Raw genomic sequence first — 15,171 nt, 5'->3', positions numbered from 1 at the left:
TGAAAACCAGTATTATCAACGGCTCGGAAGTGTCTAGATTATCCGTGGCGATTCAGAGACGCTGATTCTGAACAGAGAAACACTGATTCTCGCCCGTAAAATGGAAATTGAAAAATTTCAGGAAGCTACATCAATAACCCGAGCTGAGAATGCAATTAGATCAACCTATTCTCTCGTCTGGCGGCAGCTTCTTTCAGGAAAATCGCTGGAAGAACGTATGCAGGGTGATGCTCAACAACTGATCAGGCAACAGGAAGGTTACGAAACTTCGCTTTCCAATTTTTCAACTGAAAGCGCCAGTGAAGAAGATAAAGAAAAATATCGTGCGAAGGCACGCTATATAGAAAAAATTTCCATCATCAATTTCGGTCCTGTTGAGAAACTGACCCTTGATCTGAGCGCGCCCAATGCCAGCAGAATTCCTTGTTTTGCCCTTTTGGGTGAAAATGGGGTTGGGAAAAGTACTGTGTTTGACTCTATTGTGCAACATTTACGTACAAGACATTCGGAATGCCAGAATGAATTTAACCATCAATTCAATCAGTTCACATTGATTATCGAAAAATTATCTCGTATTGACAAGAGTGTTCAGGTGAGCCAAATAGCTTACCTTCAAATTCAGGATGCCCTTCACTCTTACCTTGGCATGAACGAATCAGACCTTAAACAAAGGCACGATGAGTTATGTGCGCAAGCGGAAAGCAATAAGCGGCTTTCTAAAGAATTGGAAAAGTATGATAAATACAAAAAGTATGTCGTGATTGATGACGGGTTAAAAAAAGATGGTGTTTATAATACCCCTGCCAATAGCATTGGATCTCCCTACGATAAATAATTAGTTCCGATTTGATTGATAAAGCAAAGCCGGTTCAAGAAGTTGCCCAGTATAGATGGTCAGATGGTTAAATTGATGGCGAAAAACTGGAATGTGGTATGTTCTTAATCACACATACCATAAACACCGAGCCTTACAACGCCGCTAAGGAAATTGATAATGTCTGACTGGAACCCAACCCTGTACCTGCAGTTTGGTGCAGAACGCTCAAGACCTGCCGCTGAACTACTGGCCCGCGTTCAGCTGAATGATATTGCTTCCGCTATCGATCTCGGCTGCGGGCCTGGTAACAGCACTGAATTGCTGCATTATCGATGGCCAAACGCCAATATTACTGGGATTGACTCATCACCCTCGATGCTCGAGGAAGCGCGAAAGCGATTACCAACCTGCCATTTTATTGAAGATGATATCCGCCATTTCCAGCCGGAAACGCCTCCGGATGTGATTTACGCCAACGCCTCACTTCAGTGGATTTCCGGTCATGACACACTGCTCCCGCATCTTGCCAGTCTACTGAAAAATAATGGCTTTCTGGCAGTTCAGATGCCCTATAACTGGGATGAACCTTCCCACGTGTTGATGCGCGAAGTTGCCCAGGAACAAAGGCATCCAAATCGTGGGCGCGATCCACTGCCCAGCGTGCACGCTTATTACGATATCCTCAGCCATGCCGGATGCGAAGTCGATATCTGGCGTACGACCTATTATCACAAAATGGATTCACATCAAGCGATTATTGATTGGGTTAGCGCGACAGGGTTAAGGCCGTGGATACAGGATCTGGACGAGCAAGGAAAGCAGCTCTATCTTGCACGTTATCATCAACGGTTGCAGGAGTGCTATCCGAAGCAGGCTGACGGGAAGATATTGCTGGCCTTTCCACGACTCTTTATGGTGGCACAGCGAACCCGCTGAAAGTAAAAGGCATCAGGTGATACCGGGTTTCCGGTATCACTATTGTGGTTAAACATCGTGAATCGCAAAAAATCGCGCTAACGCCCTTCTTCCCTCGCCGGTAAATCGGACTTCCCGGTAACCCTCACTACGTTCAACCCAGCCATGAGATGCAAAAGCGGTCAGCAACGCGGCGCCCGCATTGCCGCCCAGATGTGGCCGACGCTCGCTCCAGTCGAGACAGGCACATACTGTTTTTCGCCGGGTTTGCGCTTTTAGCGTAGCGCCAATCTGTTGAAAACCAGCGAGTCCTACGGGCGAAAGCGCGGTTCCTTCTGCGGTAAACCAGCCTTTCTCCTGCATAAAGGCGTAAAGATTAACGGCAACCTCGCCGGCCAGGTGATCATAACAGGTGCGCGCCTTACGCAAATGTACCGGCGTGCTAATTTTCATCGCCGGCTGTGTCCGCATGGAAACCCCCATCAGCGTCTCCAGTAGCGTCGCCACCTCGCTGCTCGCTAACCGATAATAGCGGTGCCGTCCCTGTGACAAACAGCCGATGAGTTGTCCCTGCACTAATTTTGCCAAATGTGCGCTAGCGGTAGATGGTGCAACGTCAGCCACCGCGCTCAACTCCGTGGCGGTCCAGGCCCTGCCATCCATCAACGCGCACAGCATGCTAACCCGCGAAGGGTCGGCAATTGCAGCGGCGACTTCTGACATAGCACTTTCAAGCACCTCAGCACTATTTTGTGCCGGGGGAATGCTAAGGGGTTTATTCATCCCATTGTCCGGTGATGTGAGCGGCAAGCTCATTATTATCAGTTAGTAAAATCAGTCGATTAGCATGATCGCTGTACTGTACGCGGATGTTAACTCCCTGCTCTGCCAGTACCCTGGCGATTTCACCCAGCTCGCCGGGGCATTCCTGTTTCAATCGACGAATCAGCGGTTTTGTCACGGCGACTACCGATATTCCCGCGAGTTCAAGCACCTGCCGGGCGCGTTCGCCATCATCGACCAGGAAATGGGCATGGGATTGGTCGCCAATACTGAAAAGGCCACCACCTTCAAGTCCGACCCCCTTTTTCCCAAGGGATAAACCCAGCCGTGCCAGCTCTCCGGGAATATTACGCATAATAACGTGGATATCATACATGATGGCAATTCCTCGTTTCAGAGGAATACTCGCGTATTACCTGAGCCACCTGGATGCGGTAGCGGGCAAAGATTGTTTGCTGCCCTTCACGCTGTGCGGCCTGATGAAGAACATTGCGTTTCCAGGCCAGAACCGCATCTTCGCTTTCCCACCAGGAGAGCGATAGAATTTTGCCTTCGGTGCTCAAACTCTTAAAGCGCTCGATGGCGATAAATCCCTCGATTTTTTCGAGTTCCGGACGAAGTTCAGCGGCAAGTTCAAGGTAGCGTGTCTGTCTTTCGGCAACGGCGTAGGCTTCAAAAAGTACGGCAATCATCGTGATCTCCTGTCGGTGGTATAAGCCCACTATAGCGCGCCGTCATCTTGATACTTCGATGGAGAACGAAATGTGAATGCCGCGTTAGCGTAAATCATCCAGCAGGCTGTCCACCCATGCGGCAAACACGCGGACCTTATGCGACAAATGGCGGTGTGGGTACATCAGCGATAGTCGTCTCCGCGGGCATGGGTAATTCGGCAGCACTTCGACCAGTTGGCTGCTGTCGATATAGGGTTGCAAAAAGAAGTTCATCCCCTGCAATAATCCTAAACCCGCGAGTCCTGCAGCAATATACACCTCGGAATTATCGAGGATAAGCTTCCCCGGTAGCGCGATCTCCTCCACGCCCGTCGGGGATTCAAAACGCCATGGCATGACCTGCCGACTACTGCTGTTGATCCAATTGACGCCCTGGTGATAATTCCGAAGGTCATCCAGCGTTTGCGGCGTTCCGTAACGGGCAAGGTATTCAGGGCTGGCGCAGGTTGTCATTTTGATATTGCCAAGCGCTCGCGCGACGTAATCGCCATCGTCAAGGTCCCCCATACGCAGTACGCAATCCAGCCCATCTCGAAGCATATCCCGCCGTATGTCTGAGCTGCTAAGGATAAGTTCCAGTTCCGGATGCGCGGCATAAAAGGAGGGTAAATTTGGCACGACCACCAGTCGGGCGAAGGCGATAGGCATATCAACACGCAGCTGACCGTGCAACGGACGATCAGGTGAAAATGACTCCAGCAGATCGTCGGCCTGCGCGAGTAGCGGTTTACTGCGACGGTAAAATTCTTCCCCCTCCGGCGTCAGATAGATACGTCGGGTAGTGCGCTGCAATAGCCTCACCCCGCTCTCTTTTTCCAACTGCTGTACGGCTTTAGTCACCGCCGGGCGGTGAATCTGCAGGTTTTCGGCGGCCTGGCTGAAGCTACCCGCATCGACAATCTCAATAAAAATTTTAATGTTTTCAAACAGATTAATCTGCATAGCGACAAACTTCCTGACCGAGGCGTTGATTGTTATCCATTTAATAATAGTGATGGATAATTTTCACTATTTTTCAGCACAATAAACGCGCCTACACTGCTCGCATTCCAGCACATCCGCGCTGCAACAAGGAAATAACATCATGAAAACTAACCGTATCTGTGAAATTCTCGGTATTGAAAAACCGGTGATTCAGGGGCCACTCTCCTGGTTAACCGATGCCCGACTGGTGGCAGCCGTCAGCAATGCCGGAGGTCTCGGGGTGCTAGGGCCAAATGCCGGGTTAACCGCGGAAACTGCTGTTTCAACACCGGAAGCCACGGCGGAGAAAATGCGCGAAGAGATCCGTAAAACCAAACAACTGACGGATAAACCCTTTGGTGTGAATCTGATCCCAAGCGCGGAACACGATATCTGGACGCCCGCGATTTTGCCCGTTATCAAAGAAGAGGCAGTGAAAGTGGTGGTTTATACCGGATATGGCGACGGCACAATTATTCCAGCCCTGTTTGACGAACTCAAAGCGGTGGGCATTACCATTATTTACCGTGATATAAACCCTACCCCGGAAAACACCCGAGAGGCGGAACGTGCCGGAGCGGATGTTATCGTGGCGACGGGTTTTGATGAGGGGGGCACGCTGCCGGGGACCATACTGGGGACGTTTTCTATCGTGCCTTTGATTGCTGACGCAGTGGAAAATGTGCCGGTGCTGGCGGCCGGAGGGATCGTGGATAAGCGGACGGCCCGCGCGGCGCACGCACTGGGCGCAGAAGGTATCTTTGCCGGTTCGGTCTTTATCAGTACCGAGGAGAGTCGCGTACCGCCATCATTGAAGGATAAAATCGTCGCCGCGAATGGCCTGGATCTGAGCCTGTTCCGCACCGTACCAGACTACTACCGTTCGTTACCAGGAACATTGACGACCACATTAGTCGAGATGGACAAAGCTGGTGCCAGTAAAGAAGAACTCGCCAACACGATGGGCGGCCTGCGCGGTCTTCGTGTGGGGATGCTGGAAGGTAATACCGACGAAGGCTATGTCTCTTTAGGCACCGGGATTGGCGGTATTCGTAAAGTGGCAAGCGTCGCCGAGGTAGTTGAGCAACTCACTGCTTAAGCACAGGAAGAAAACGGCCAGACTAACCCCTGGCCGCAGCGCCGTTTTATCTCGCCATCAACCGCTGCATAAATCGCACCGGATCAATCACCTCCGCCAGCGTTACATATCAACTGCGCACCTATGTTAATTAAAAAGGCCCACTAATACTGGAAGGGTTTTATTTATTCTGATGCAAATTTACGGTTATTTAATGGCTTAAAGTTAAACTTCAATACTTTTATGTTATTGCCATTGTACAACTATTTACAAACATTAATGCTCATCTATTATCACTCACTTAAAACACAGAACAAGGATAATATATGAACGCTAAATTTTTTTTTGCCTCTCTAGCCATGCTCATTTCTGGTTGCTCGAGCACCACGCCAAAAAATGAAGTGCAAATCAGTTACTGGATTTACGATATAAAGACAAATAAGAGTGCTACCGATGTGGGAACCGGTGTGGTCGAAGCGCTTCAATCACAAATGAGCTCTGTAAACGTTAGCCGTAACATTCCACCCTCCCCGCTGCCAGATAAGCCAGGTCGCTTCCAGATGAGCAACCCTTTCGCAAAATCGGGGCTTGGTGCATTGATGGCCAGCCAGGGTGTATCAATGCAGTTACCTACGTGTGAAGGGGCGGTTCTTATTGCAAATTCGCAGCAATCAGGAATGAGTAATTGGGGTGAAAACACCACTGCCAATAGCTGTTTATGGCAATATAAAGATGGGTATCGACTCGATATGATAGTCACCTTCAGTAATTCAAGTGGTGGCTATGATGTGAAGTCCTTAGCCAAAGCATTGGTGAACCCGTTAATGGGGGATAGTAGTCAATTTATTCCAACAAGAATAAATAACATTGTAGAAAAGCTTAATAATAACGGCATGAAAGCAACGTTGGTAGAAAAATACCCGTAAAATCACCCGCTGAATATAGAGAGTAGAAATAAACTACTCTCCATTCTATTTTTTGTGGTCACATTATCCGATTTGATTATCTCGCCATCAACCGCTGCATAAATCGCACCGGATCAATCATCGCCCGCTGATGCGTACCCTCGCCAATTAGCCCATGATCATCATGGCAACTGACGTGAAAAAGCAAAAATCGCCCTTCGACATTGTCCAGCGTAACGGTCGCCGTTACGGTGTCGCCTGCCAGCGTTGCCGCCACGTGGCGCACCTCCACACCGGTACCTACGGTATGCTCGTTAACCGTCAGATAGGGTCGCAGCGCCTCAACACAAGTCTGCTCCATAAAGCCAATCATCATCGCGGTTGCCAGCGCCGGAGGCATGTCGGTAAAGCCTGGCCAGTCCGGGTCGACGGCGGGAACGGTGTGTTTTGGCAGCACCGTGAATTGGGCCTGGTAGCGAATGCCACTTTGTAGTTCTGTCATGGTACTCATAGTGCGCCTACCCGCATATTGATGGGCCAAACGATTTGCCGTAACGTTTCCGTGTTACCCCACAAGCGGCGTATATCCTGACTGAACGCCTCAAGCAGCATCGATTTTCCCGCGTCCTGCGCCTTTTTCACCGCTGACCACGTGGAGATATACCCCAACAGCCCTTCCAGCGGCCATGCCAGGTTGATGCTCATCGCCGGTGTCGGGATCTCTGTAAATGGAAACATCAGCGTGCGGTAACCGTCATCAACGAGCTGTCGCTCTGCCGGCCAGTACGGGCCAATTTCATCGTAGTAAAAGGTCTGAAAACGTTGCTGGAGTTCATCATCCAGCCGCATCACGCCATAGCTTATCAACGCCAGGATGCCGCCCGGAGCACTGACCCTTCGTGCCTCGCGATAAAATGCGTCGAGGTCAAACCAATGTGCCGCCTGCGCGACGGTAATCAGGTTAAAATCGGCGAAATCGTCAGGCAGTCGCTCGGCCGGTGATAACACATAGCGAACCGCCGGGTGCGGCTCGGCGCTGGCGAGCTGGCTGGCGCTGGGGTCGGTGCCCACCACGCTGGCAAAATGTTCTGCCAGTAATCCCGTCAGTTGACCGGTACCGCAGCCCACATCCAGTGCCTTGGCGCGGTCGGTCGCCAGGTTTGCCAGATAAGTTCCTAGCGCCGCAGGATATTCAGGCCGATAACGGGCATAGTCACTTCCGCCCTGCGCAAACCAGTTATTAAACGTGACGTTGTCACTCATTGTGAGTCTCCCTGCGCTTTCACCTCGGCGATACGTTGAGCAAAATCCTTCTCTTCCAGCGCCTTCGCGGTCTGTTCCAGCACCTGTAAAATCGGCCAACCGACCTCTTTCTCAAGCTGATGAATGGCGGTGAAAAGGGTTTTCCAGTGTGACTCGAGTTGGCTTGCCAGCGCTTCGCCGTGGTCGGTCAGGTGCAGGCCGCTTTTGCGCCCGTCGTCCAGCGGGCCGCGACGCAGAATGCCGTCCTGCTCCATCAGCGAAACGGATTGGCTCACTGCCCCCTGTGTCAGGTGAGTCATGGCGGTAATGTCGGTAACCGTCATTGCCCCCGCCGCCAGCGCACGCAGCACGGGGGTATAGCGTGGTCGGTAGTTAAGGGACATCTCACGATAAGCGGCTTCCGAACCGCTATCGATCAGTTCGGCGGAATAGCGCAGGAGTTCGCCAAGTCCTGGGGAATTTTTCATACGTCACGGGCTCATTCATGGGTTGAATGAAAATACATTAGCGCTAATGCATTTTAAATGCAAATCACCGCGATTCAGGAACCAGCATGATCATTTTGAGCGCCCGGTTGCTCGCGAGTTGCCAGCTCAACTGACGATAGATCAGATCGCCGCGTGTAGCATGGCGGAAAATACGTTCGCCCCCTTCCCGCACGATCACCTGCTGTTGTGACCAGAATTCACGAAAATCGCGGCTGTTATCGCTCATTTGCTGCACAAATGCATTGAGCGCGGCGTCATTGGGATAGTGAATCGCGTCCGAACGCAGCTCGGCAACGATACGGCGCGCGCGAATCTCCCAGTTGTCGACCATCTCTCGCGCCAGCGGGTTCTGGAACATAAAGCGCATCATATTGGGCTCGGCGTCAACGTCTAGCCACCCGGAAAAAAGCACTTCGGCACCGGGATTCCAGGAGAGCACCTGCCAGGTAAGATCTAACAGATAACAGGGTTCAGATACCGCATTAACCGCGGACAAAATCGTCTGTTCTACCGCCGGAACCTGCTCAACCAGCGGGTCACTTTTATGAGCGAGCAGAAACAGGTACTCCCGTTCTGCTGGTTTAAGCTGGAGCGCGAAGGCAATCCCCGACAGCGTTTGTGCCGAAACGGTGATGTTGCGCCCCTGCTCAAGCCAGGTGTACCAGGTGGTGCTAATCCCACTCATCTGTGCCACCTCTTCCCGGCGCAGTCCTTTAGTTCTGCGGCGCGATAGCACCGGAATGCCCAGCATTTCCGGTGAGGTATTTTCCCGTTTAACGCGTAAGAATGCGCCTAGTGCCTCAGGCCCCTTCAGTCCCGTGTTGTCCATGGTAGTAACTCGATATACCAGTATAAGTGGCAATATTGTACCCGTATTCATCCCAGCGTATAGTCCGTTTTAACAAGAACATAACAACAGAGGAAGACCGGTATGAGCAACCATCATGAAGCATTGGTAAAGTCACAATTTAGCGGCCAGGCCGCTGCGTATTTACAGAGTAATGTCCACGCCCAGGGGGCTGATTTACGTCGTCTGGCCGAATGGTTAAGCGATGACGCGCAGGCGAGTCTGCTGGATGTTGGCTGCGGTGCTGGGCACGCCAGCTTTACCGCCGCCCCGCTGGTTGCTCAGGTCACCGCCTATGATTTATCCGAAGGGATGTTGGCGGTTGTGGAGCAAGAGGCAAAAAAACGTCAGCTGTCGAACATCCGCTGTGCACAAGGCCCAGCAGAAGTGCTGCCGTTTGCTGATAACAGCTTTGATGTTGTGATTAGCCGCTACTCCGCACACCACTGGCACGATATTCAGGCCGCGTTGATGGAAATCCGCCGCGTGCTGAAGCCCGGCGGGCGTTTTATCATGATGGACATCGCTTCACCGGGCAAACCGATGCTCGATATCTGGCTGCAAACCATTGAAATGCTGCGCGATCCGTCGCATATCCGCAACTATTCCCAGGGTGAGTGGCTGGCGATGGTCAACGGTCGTGGCATGATGATTGATAAACTGGTCGGCGATACGCTGCACCTGGAATTTTCATCCTGGGTGGCACGCATGAAAACTCCGGAAAATATCGTCGGCGCTATCCGCTATCTGCAGGATAAGGTCTCTGACGAGGTGCGTGAGCACTTTGCGATCGCCGCCGACGGCAGCTTCGTTAGCGACACGATTATGTTCCAGGCGCGCTAATTGTGGTTTGTCGCCATGCTTTTGGCGATAAACCGGTTTCCCGCTTAAAGGCGTTGCTAAATGCGCTAACTGAGGCGTAACCGAGCGATTGGGCCACTTCCGCCACCTGCTCGCCCGCTTCGCTTAGCGCCTGCTCTGCCAGCCGCATGCGCCACTGGGTCAGATAGGCTATGGGCGTCATACCGGCAGTTTCCCGGAAGTGCTGCGCAAACACCGTGCGTGACATCGCGCAGGCTTTGGCCAGTTCATCAAGATGCCAGGCGCGCGCCGGATCACCGTGCATCAATTGTAATGCCGGACTTAAACGACGATCGCCCAGCACGCGTAGCCAGCCAGCGGGCAATGCATCGTTATTTTGCAGATGGGCACGCAGAATCTGCACGAACAGCAGCTGCGCCAGCTGCGTTGAAACCAGCTGCGAACCGGGCTGACGCTGAAGGCGCTCCTGTACCAGTTGATCTAACAGCCAGCGAAATGAAGTGGCCTGCGGTGAGTTCGCCGGAACGTGGATCCACGGCGGCAGAACGTGCGTTAGCAGTTTGCCGCTGGTCGGGTTCAGCAGCACGTGGCCGCCAATATGTTCAACCTCGTTCCCTTCACCAATAGGTGCATGCGGTTTTCCCGGTCCAAAAAAGACGCTCATCGCGTCAATCGGTTCAACCTCCGGGTCGCTCGCCAGCACGAATGCCCGCTTAGCGCTTAACAGGCCAACATCACCGGTGGAAAACAGAATCGGCTGCGGCTCACCTTCCAGCAATACCCAGCACTGACCGCGGAGAATGGCGAAGAATTTGATTTTATCCGGTGCAGGAAAACGCAGCGCCCAGCGGCCACCGGCGGTAAACCCACCGGTCACCAGTGATTCGGCGCGCGTCAGTTTGAGAATGTCAGAAAACGGGTCGATGTTCATTTCCGTACTATCGCGCAACTCAAGCGGACTATCAAGCATTCACAATACGCCTGTGGCTGCTTACTCTTTGTCCCAAGCCCATCGCATTAAGAGAATTGTATTATGAGTAAAACTCGTGTTTTAGTTACCGGCGGCACCGGTTTTATCGCTCAACACTGCATTATTGCCCTGTTGAATAACGGATATCAGGTACGCACCACCGTACGCTCCGCAGAGCGTGAAGAGGAGGTGCGCCGCAATTTACAGCAAGGCGGCGTTGAGCCAGGCGCAGACCTGTCGTTCGTGGTGGCCGATCTGACCGCTGACGATGGCTGGGACGATGCCGCTGCCGGCTGTCGCTTCGTGATGCACGGCGCATCACCAACCCCTTCAGGTGGCCAGACCAAAGAGGCCGATTGGGTGAATCCTGCCATCGACGGCAACCTGCGCGTCTTGCGCGCCGCCCGTGATGCGGGTGTACAGCGCGTAGTGCTAACCTCGGCGTTTGGCGCTATCGGCGTGGGCCATCCGGCCGATTACCCTCGCCCATTTACCGAAAACGACTGGAGCGACGTCAGCGGTGATGTCTGGCCGTATCAGAAATCAAAAACGCTCTCCGAACGTGCTGCGTGGGAGTTTATCGCTCGCGAAGGCAACGGCATGGAACTGTCGGCCATTAACCCTGTTGCTGTCCTCGGCCCGGTATTAGGCGCCGACTATTCACACTCCACCCGCATTATTAAAAATATGCTAGAGGGCGAACCAGGTTGCCCGAATATCAACTCCTGCTTCGTCGATGTGCGCGACGTTGCCGACCTGCACCTGTTGGCGATGACGCATCCCGCGGCCAACGGCGAACGTTTTCTTGCCAGCGCCGGGCATAGCCTGACAATCCTCGACGTGGCGCAAACGCTGCGACATGCGTTGGGAGAGGCTGCAAGTAAGGTATCGACGCTGCCAATGAGCGATGAGATGGTTCGCGCCGCGGCGCAGAAAAATCCAGTGATGCTGGGTATGGTGAAACTGCTGGGGGTTGATATGAACGTGAGCCATGAAAAAGCGACAACGTTGCTGGGCTGGAAACCGCGTGACCCGCAGGCGGCAATTATTGCCACCGCTGAGAGTCTTATCGCGCTTAATCTGGTGTAGGCCTGATCAGCGCGGCGCCATCCGGCATTGCCTTACATATTGCCGGATGGCGGCGAAGCCTTATCCTGCCTACAGTAACGCGATAAGTTACAGTGTCACTATTATTTTCCCTACCTGCCCGTTGGCTTCCATATAGCGATGGGCTTCGGCAATCTCCTCAAACGCAAAGGTTTTATCAATGACCGGCTTGAGCTGACCGGACTTCAGTCCGTCGTAAACAAAGGCTTTAGCCCGCGCCATTTTTTCAGCAACGGTGGTGATCTCAAACAGTTCGTAGCCTGTGAATTGCAGGTGTTTACCGAGGATATCCATCACTGGGATTGATAAATCACGAGTATCCAGCGCCCCATACTGGAAGAAGATGCCGTTCATTGCCATCGCGGCGGCAAGCTTCGCCACGTCTGGCCCACCTACCGGGTCAAAGACCAGGTTCACGCCAGCGCCCTGCGTTAGCGTATTCAACTCAGCGGTGAGATCCTGTTCGGTGGTAGCAATCACCGCTTCGGCCCCAGCGTTACGCAACCACTCGTTTTTATGGCTGGTGCGTGACAGCGCAATCGGGCGAGCGCCCAGCATATTGGCAATCTGAATGGCGGCAATCCCCACGCTGCTGGAAGCCGCTCCCATCACGGCAAACTGTCCGGCCTGCAGATGGCCGAACTCAACCAATGCACCATAGGCAGTAATAAACATCATCCAACTGGCAGCCGCTTCAGCAAAAGTGAGATTGTCTGGATGCTTGACGACGGCATGCGCAGGAGCATTAACTAATTCGCCGTACATTCCGTACTCGGTAAACATAAAGGAAGGAATGATACTCACGTTATCACCCACCGCGAATTCGTTAACGCCCGCGCCAACGGCCTCGATAATACCTGCCGCTTCATAGCCCAATTTTGCCGGGAACTGTGGTTCAATCACGTATTGCCCGCTGCGATACATCACTTCGGCGCGGTTAATACCGATAGCCTTGACGCGAATCTGCACTTCTCCCGCTGCGGGAGCGGCGACCGCCATATCGGTGATCTCCAGGACGTCCGGGCCGCCAGTGCGGTTAAAGGTAACGATCTTTGCCATGTTAAAGCCTCATAAGGGGAATATTCGTGAGGCTCACTGTACGTTTGACGTGGCGAGGGAAAAAGCCCTGGAAAAGTACGGCTGTGTTGCCGCAGGATTACCAATCCTCAGCGGCTGAAAAGCTCGCTAAACCAATCAATAAACACGCTTACCCGCGGTGATAAGTGGCGTTTATCAGGATAAAGTACCGACACGGCTTTTGGTGCGCTGGGGGCGTGAGTTAATACCGGAACCAGCCTGCCTGAGTCGATATAGGGGCGCAGCGCGGCATCTACGCCTTGAATCAGCCCGACCCCCGCCAGTCCGGAGGTTAGAAGAATATCGGAGTTATCAACCAGAATTGCGCTTTCCAGCCGTTTAGCAATCGTCTCGCCGTTCACCACAAATGTCCACGGCATCACTTCGCGGCTGCGGTCGCTAAAGAAATTCACCGCCTTATGCTGCGCCAGATCTTCCAGCGTTTCCGGCCTGCCAAAACGTGCGATATAGCTGGGCGCAGCACAGGTGACCATCGCCACGTTGCCTATCCGACGGGCAATAAAGCTCGAATCCTCAAGCTCTCCCAGCCGTACAACGCAATCAATGCCTTCGGCAATGAGATCGATCCGGCGGTCGGATGAGGTCAACACAATTTCGATGTCCGGGTATCGAGTGCGAAATTCATCAAGCGCAGGGATTAACACCGCATGCGCCAGCGTCAGCGGAAAATCAAGCCGCAGGCTGCCACGTACCGACGCCATGGGTGAATACGCTGCCATCAGTGCGGTCATTTCAGACAGCAGTACTTTCGCTCGTTGGTAAAACATCTCACCTTCGCTGGTCAGACTCAGTTTGCGGGTGGTGCGATTCAAGAGCTTCGCCCTCAACTCCTCTTCCAGTTGCTGCACCGCTTTGCTCACCGCTGGGCGATGCATCTGCAGTTGTTCTGCGGCCCGGGTAAAGCTTCCCGATTCAACAACATGAACAAAAATATCCATGTATTCAGTGATATTGGCTCGCATAGCTGACGAAGTCCGTTTGAGAAGGAAGGCGGTAAGCAGAGTATACGATGACCGGCGGGATGGGTAAATTGAGGATGCATTTGTGACAACGTCACGGATCTATGCGGACCCGTGACGAAGCATCAGGCCGTCAGCGAAGCCATATCGATGACAAAACGGTACTTCACATCGCTTTTTAGCATCCGCTCAAATGCGGCGTTAATGTTGTGAATATCAATCACTTCGACATCAGCAACAATCCCATGTTTGCCGCAGAAATCGAGCATCTCCTGCGTCTCAGCGATACCGCCAATGCAGGAGCCAGCGACAGACCGGCGGCCCAGCAGCAGCGGCAATGTGCTGGTTTCTGGCATATCGCCCAGCAAACCCACGAAGACCAACGTGCCGTCAAGCGTCAGGGTTGGCAGATAAGAATTCACTTCATGAACGTACGGCACAGTATCAATAATCAGATCGAACTGATTTTGTACGTTAGCCATCTGCGCCGGGTCGGTAGAGACCACCACATGATGGGCCCCCAGACGGCGAGCATCGGCTTCTTTACCCGGTGAGCGGGTAAACAACGTCACTTCCGCACCCAGCGCGCTGGCAAGCTTGATGGCCATGTGCCCCAGCCCGCCTAAACCGATGACGGCGACCTTACTGTTGGCGTCTACCTTCCAGTGACGCAGCGGCGACCAGGTGGTGATACCGGCGCACAGCAGCGGCGCTGCGCCCTGCAGATCCATATTTTCCGGCACGTGCAGCACGAAATCCTGACTGGCGACAATCGACTGTGAATATCCGCCGTAGGTCGTGGAATGGTCGTGACGGTCCTGGCCGTTATAGGTCTGGACGTTACCCTCTTCACAATATTGCTCCAACCCGTGATGGCACGGTTGGCAAACGCGGCAGGAGTCGACCATGCAGCCAATAGCAGCCAGATCGCCCTGTTTAAATTTGGTCACTGCACTGCCGACTGCGCGTACGCGTCCAACAATTTCATGTCCAGGAACAATAGGATAGGTGCTGAACCCCCAGTCGTTTCGCGCCTGGTGCAGGTCCGAATGGCACACGCCGCAGTAGAGAATATCGATAACCACGTCATCCGGGCGCGGCTCGCGGCGCTCAAAGGTGAATGGCGCTAGCGGTGTCGACGGGTTTGTCGCAGCATAACCTAACACTTTCATGACGTTACCTCTCATTTCGTGTTTAACTTTCAGCCAGAGTACAACCTATCGCACATTGTTCGCTGACACTATGCCCGCTGGTGCAATACCGTCATGAGCTTAGTTCATGAATAACCGCCCGCCTTAACCATCGCACAAAGGGTTAATTGGCGAAGTTGTAAACGATCGTGCGCTTTTTTGTGCCTTACCTGCCAATTTGTCAGCATCACGTTAACCATTGCTCTATAATCTTGCGCGCTGCAGTTTCTGC

General features: G+C 53.0%; 18 protein-coding genes. 6 read left to right on the top strand and 12 right to left on the bottom strand.

Annotation, left to right across the window (positions count from 1 at the left end):
- The first annotated feature begins 100 nt into the window (after positions 1-100).
- Both V6944_RS20525 and tam read left to right on the top strand, forming a co-directional pair.
- Positions 101-835, top strand: coding sequence for an ATP-binding protein (locus V6944_RS20525; protein ID WP_333500299.1), 735 nt, complete (start codon positions 101-103; stop codon positions 833-835).
- 159 nt (positions 836-994) lie between these two features.
- Complete coding sequence (tam, locus tag V6944_RS20520; protein ID WP_333500298.1) at positions 995-1,753, top strand: trans-aconitate 2-methyltransferase; 759 nt, start codon at positions 995-997, stop codon at positions 1,751-1,753.
- 48 nt (positions 1,754-1,801) lie between these two features.
- Here tam and V6944_RS20515 read toward each other — a convergent pair whose 3' ends face one another.
- From V6944_RS20515 to V6944_RS20500, 4 genes are all read right to left on the bottom strand, one after another.
- Complete coding sequence (locus tag V6944_RS20515; RefSeq protein ID WP_333500297.1) at positions 1,802-2,455, bottom strand: ArsR/SmtB family transcription factor; 654 nt, start codon at positions 2,453-2,455, stop codon at positions 1,802-1,804.
- A 52-nt stretch (positions 2,456-2,507) separates the two neighbouring features.
- On the bottom strand, positions 2,508-2,891 hold the full coding sequence (locus V6944_RS20510; protein ID WP_333500296.1) for an amino acid-binding protein: 384 nt from the start codon (positions 2,889-2,891) through the stop codon (positions 2,508-2,510).
- Positions 2,884-3,207, bottom strand: a complete 324-nt coding sequence (locus V6944_RS20505; protein WP_333500295.1) for an antibiotic biosynthesis monooxygenase family protein — start codon at positions 3,205-3,207, stop codon at positions 2,884-2,886. The genes V6944_RS20510 and V6944_RS20505 overlap by 8 nt, the downstream gene beginning before the upstream one ends.
- Positions 3,208-3,291: 84 nt before the next feature.
- On the bottom strand, positions 3,292-4,185 hold the full coding sequence (locus V6944_RS20500) for a LysR family transcriptional regulator (protein WP_333500300.1): 894 nt from the start codon (positions 4,183-4,185) through the stop codon (positions 3,292-3,294).
- Between the two features lie 148 nt (positions 4,186-4,333).
- On the opposite strand from V6944_RS20500, the gene V6944_RS20495 reads away from it, so the two are divergent.
- Positions 4,334-5,311, top strand: a complete 978-nt coding sequence (locus V6944_RS20495) for an NAD(P)H-dependent flavin oxidoreductase (RefSeq protein ID WP_333500294.1) — start codon at positions 4,334-4,336, stop codon at positions 5,309-5,311.
- A gap of 305 nt (positions 5,312-5,616) precedes the next feature.
- A complete protein-coding gene (locus V6944_RS20490; RefSeq protein WP_333500293.1) occupies positions 5,617-6,216 on the top strand; it encodes a hypothetical protein in 600 nt (199 codons plus the stop codon).
- A 76-nt stretch (positions 6,217-6,292) separates the two neighbouring features.
- Here V6944_RS20490 and V6944_RS20485 read toward each other — a convergent pair whose 3' ends face one another.
- The 4 genes from V6944_RS20485 to V6944_RS20470 form a co-directional block, all read right to left on the bottom strand.
- Positions 6,293-6,706, bottom strand: coding sequence for a thioesterase family protein (locus V6944_RS20485; RefSeq protein WP_333500292.1), 414 nt, complete (start codon positions 6,704-6,706; stop codon positions 6,293-6,295).
- Complete coding sequence (locus V6944_RS20480; protein WP_333500291.1) at positions 6,703-7,458, bottom strand: class I SAM-dependent methyltransferase; 756 nt, start codon at positions 7,456-7,458, stop codon at positions 6,703-6,705. The genes V6944_RS20485 and V6944_RS20480 overlap by 4 nt, the downstream gene beginning before the upstream one ends.
- Complete coding sequence (locus V6944_RS20475; RefSeq protein ID WP_333500290.1) at positions 7,455-7,925, bottom strand: MarR family winged helix-turn-helix transcriptional regulator; 471 nt, start codon at positions 7,923-7,925, stop codon at positions 7,455-7,457. The genes V6944_RS20480 and V6944_RS20475 overlap by 4 nt, the downstream gene beginning before the upstream one ends.
- Positions 7,926-7,989: 64 nt before the next feature.
- The gene (locus tag V6944_RS20470; protein ID WP_333500289.1) at positions 7,990-8,775 is read right to left on the bottom strand and encodes a helix-turn-helix transcriptional regulator; all 786 of its coding nucleotides are present in this window, start codon (positions 8,773-8,775) and stop codon (positions 7,990-7,992) included.
- A gap of 102 nt (positions 8,776-8,877) precedes the next feature.
- Here V6944_RS20470 and V6944_RS20465 point away from each other — a divergent pair, with 102 nt between their 5' ends.
- A complete protein-coding gene (locus tag V6944_RS20465) occupies positions 8,878-9,636 on the top strand; it encodes a class I SAM-dependent methyltransferase (RefSeq protein WP_333500288.1) in 759 nt (252 codons plus the stop codon).
- On the opposite strand, the gene V6944_RS20460 is transcribed toward V6944_RS20465, so the two are convergent.
- The gene (locus tag V6944_RS20460; protein WP_333500287.1) at positions 9,617-10,585 is read right to left on the bottom strand and encodes an AraC family transcriptional regulator; all 969 of its coding nucleotides are present in this window, start codon (positions 10,583-10,585) and stop codon (positions 9,617-9,619) included. The genes V6944_RS20465 and V6944_RS20460 overlap by 20 nt on opposite strands.
- A 63-nt stretch (positions 10,586-10,648) precedes the next feature.
- On the opposite strand from V6944_RS20460, the gene V6944_RS20455 reads away from it, so the two are divergent.
- Positions 10,649-11,674: an SDR family oxidoreductase gene (locus V6944_RS20455; protein WP_333500286.1), complete on the top strand. Its 1,026-nt coding sequence runs from the start codon at positions 10,649-10,651 to the stop codon at positions 11,672-11,674.
- Positions 11,675-11,761: 87 nt separating this feature from the next.
- Here V6944_RS20455 and V6944_RS20450 read toward each other — a convergent pair whose 3' ends face one another.
- The 3 genes from V6944_RS20450 to V6944_RS20440 all read right to left on the bottom strand — a co-directional run bounded on the left by V6944_RS20450 (position 11,762) and on the right by V6944_RS20440 (position 14,921).
- On the bottom strand, positions 11,762-12,751 hold the full coding sequence (locus tag V6944_RS20450) for a zinc-dependent alcohol dehydrogenase family protein (protein ID WP_333500285.1): 990 nt from the start codon (positions 12,749-12,751) through the stop codon (positions 11,762-11,764).
- A gap of 107 nt (positions 12,752-12,858) precedes the next feature.
- Positions 12,859-13,752 (bottom strand): LysR family transcriptional regulator, encoded by an 894-nt coding sequence (locus V6944_RS20445; RefSeq protein ID WP_333500284.1) that lies wholly within the window; start codon positions 13,750-13,752, stop codon positions 12,859-12,861.
- Positions 13,753-13,874: 122 nt separating this feature from the next.
- Entirely contained in the window at positions 13,875-14,921 is a 1,047-nt protein-coding gene (locus V6944_RS20440) for an NAD(P)-dependent alcohol dehydrogenase (protein ID WP_333500283.1), read from the bottom strand.
- Positions 14,922-15,171: the final 250 nt, after the last annotated feature.

The organism is Kluyvera sp. CHPC 1.2972 (assembly GCF_036759925.1).
Classification (GTDB): domain Bacteria; phylum Pseudomonadota; class Gammaproteobacteria; order Enterobacterales; family Enterobacteriaceae; genus Kluyvera.
Note: the sequence above shows the minus strand (reverse complement) of the source record. Positions and strands in the feature narration are given on the sequence as shown.

Excerpts from the sequence above, each read along its gene's own strand:
- V6944_RS20525 (WP_333500299.1), top strand. The coding sequence starts at position 101 with ATGGAAATTGAAAAATTTCAGGAAGCTACATCAATAACCCGAGCTGAG.
- V6944_RS20510 (WP_333500296.1), bottom strand. The coding sequence starts at position 2,891 with ATGTATGATATCCACGTTATTATGCGTAATATTCCCGGAGAGCTGGCA.
- V6944_RS20470 (WP_333500289.1), bottom strand. The coding sequence starts at position 8,775 with ATGGACAACACGGGACTGAAGGGGCCTGAGGCACTAGGCGCATTCTTA.
- V6944_RS20515 (WP_333500297.1), bottom strand. The coding sequence starts at position 2,455 with ATGTCAGAAGTCGCCGCTGCAATTGCCGACCCTTCGCGGGTTAGCATG.
- V6944_RS20505 (WP_333500295.1), bottom strand. The coding sequence starts at position 3,207 with ATGATTGCCGTACTTTTTGAAGCCTACGCCGTTGCCGAAAGACAGACA.
- V6944_RS20445 (WP_333500284.1), bottom strand. The coding sequence starts at position 13,752 with ATGCGAGCCAATATCACTGAATACATGGATATTTTTGTTCATGTTGTT.
- V6944_RS20455 (WP_333500286.1), top strand. The coding sequence starts at position 10,649 with ATGAGTAAAACTCGTGTTTTAGTTACCGGCGGCACCGGTTTTATCGCT.
- V6944_RS20460 (WP_333500287.1), bottom strand. The coding sequence starts at position 10,585 with ATGCTTGATAGTCCGCTTGAGTTGCGCGATAGTACGGAAATGAACATC.
- V6944_RS20465 (WP_333500288.1), top strand. The coding sequence starts at position 8,878 with ATGAGCAACCATCATGAAGCATTGGTAAAGTCACAATTTAGCGGCCAG.
- V6944_RS20440 (WP_333500283.1), bottom strand. The coding sequence starts at position 14,921 with ATGAAAGTGTTAGGTTATGCTGCGACAAACCCGTCGACACCGCTAGCG.
- V6944_RS20480 (WP_333500291.1), bottom strand. The coding sequence starts at position 7,458 with ATGAGTGACAACGTCACGTTTAATAACTGGTTTGCGCAGGGCGGAAGT.
- tam (WP_333500298.1), top strand. The coding sequence starts at position 995 with ATGTCTGACTGGAACCCAACCCTGTACCTGCAGTTTGGTGCAGAACGC.
- V6944_RS20495 (WP_333500294.1), top strand. The coding sequence starts at position 4,334 with ATGAAAACTAACCGTATCTGTGAAATTCTCGGTATTGAAAAACCGGTG.
- V6944_RS20485 (WP_333500292.1), bottom strand. The coding sequence starts at position 6,706 with ATGAGTACCATGACAGAACTACAAAGTGGCATTCGCTACCAGGCCCAA.
- V6944_RS20450 (WP_333500285.1), bottom strand. The coding sequence starts at position 12,751 with ATGGCAAAGATCGTTACCTTTAACCGCACTGGCGGCCCGGACGTCCTG.
- V6944_RS20490 (WP_333500293.1), top strand. The coding sequence starts at position 5,617 with ATGAACGCTAAATTTTTTTTTGCCTCTCTAGCCATGCTCATTTCTGGT.
- V6944_RS20475 (WP_333500290.1), bottom strand. The coding sequence starts at position 7,925 with ATGAAAAATTCCCCAGGACTTGGCGAACTCCTGCGCTATTCCGCCGAA.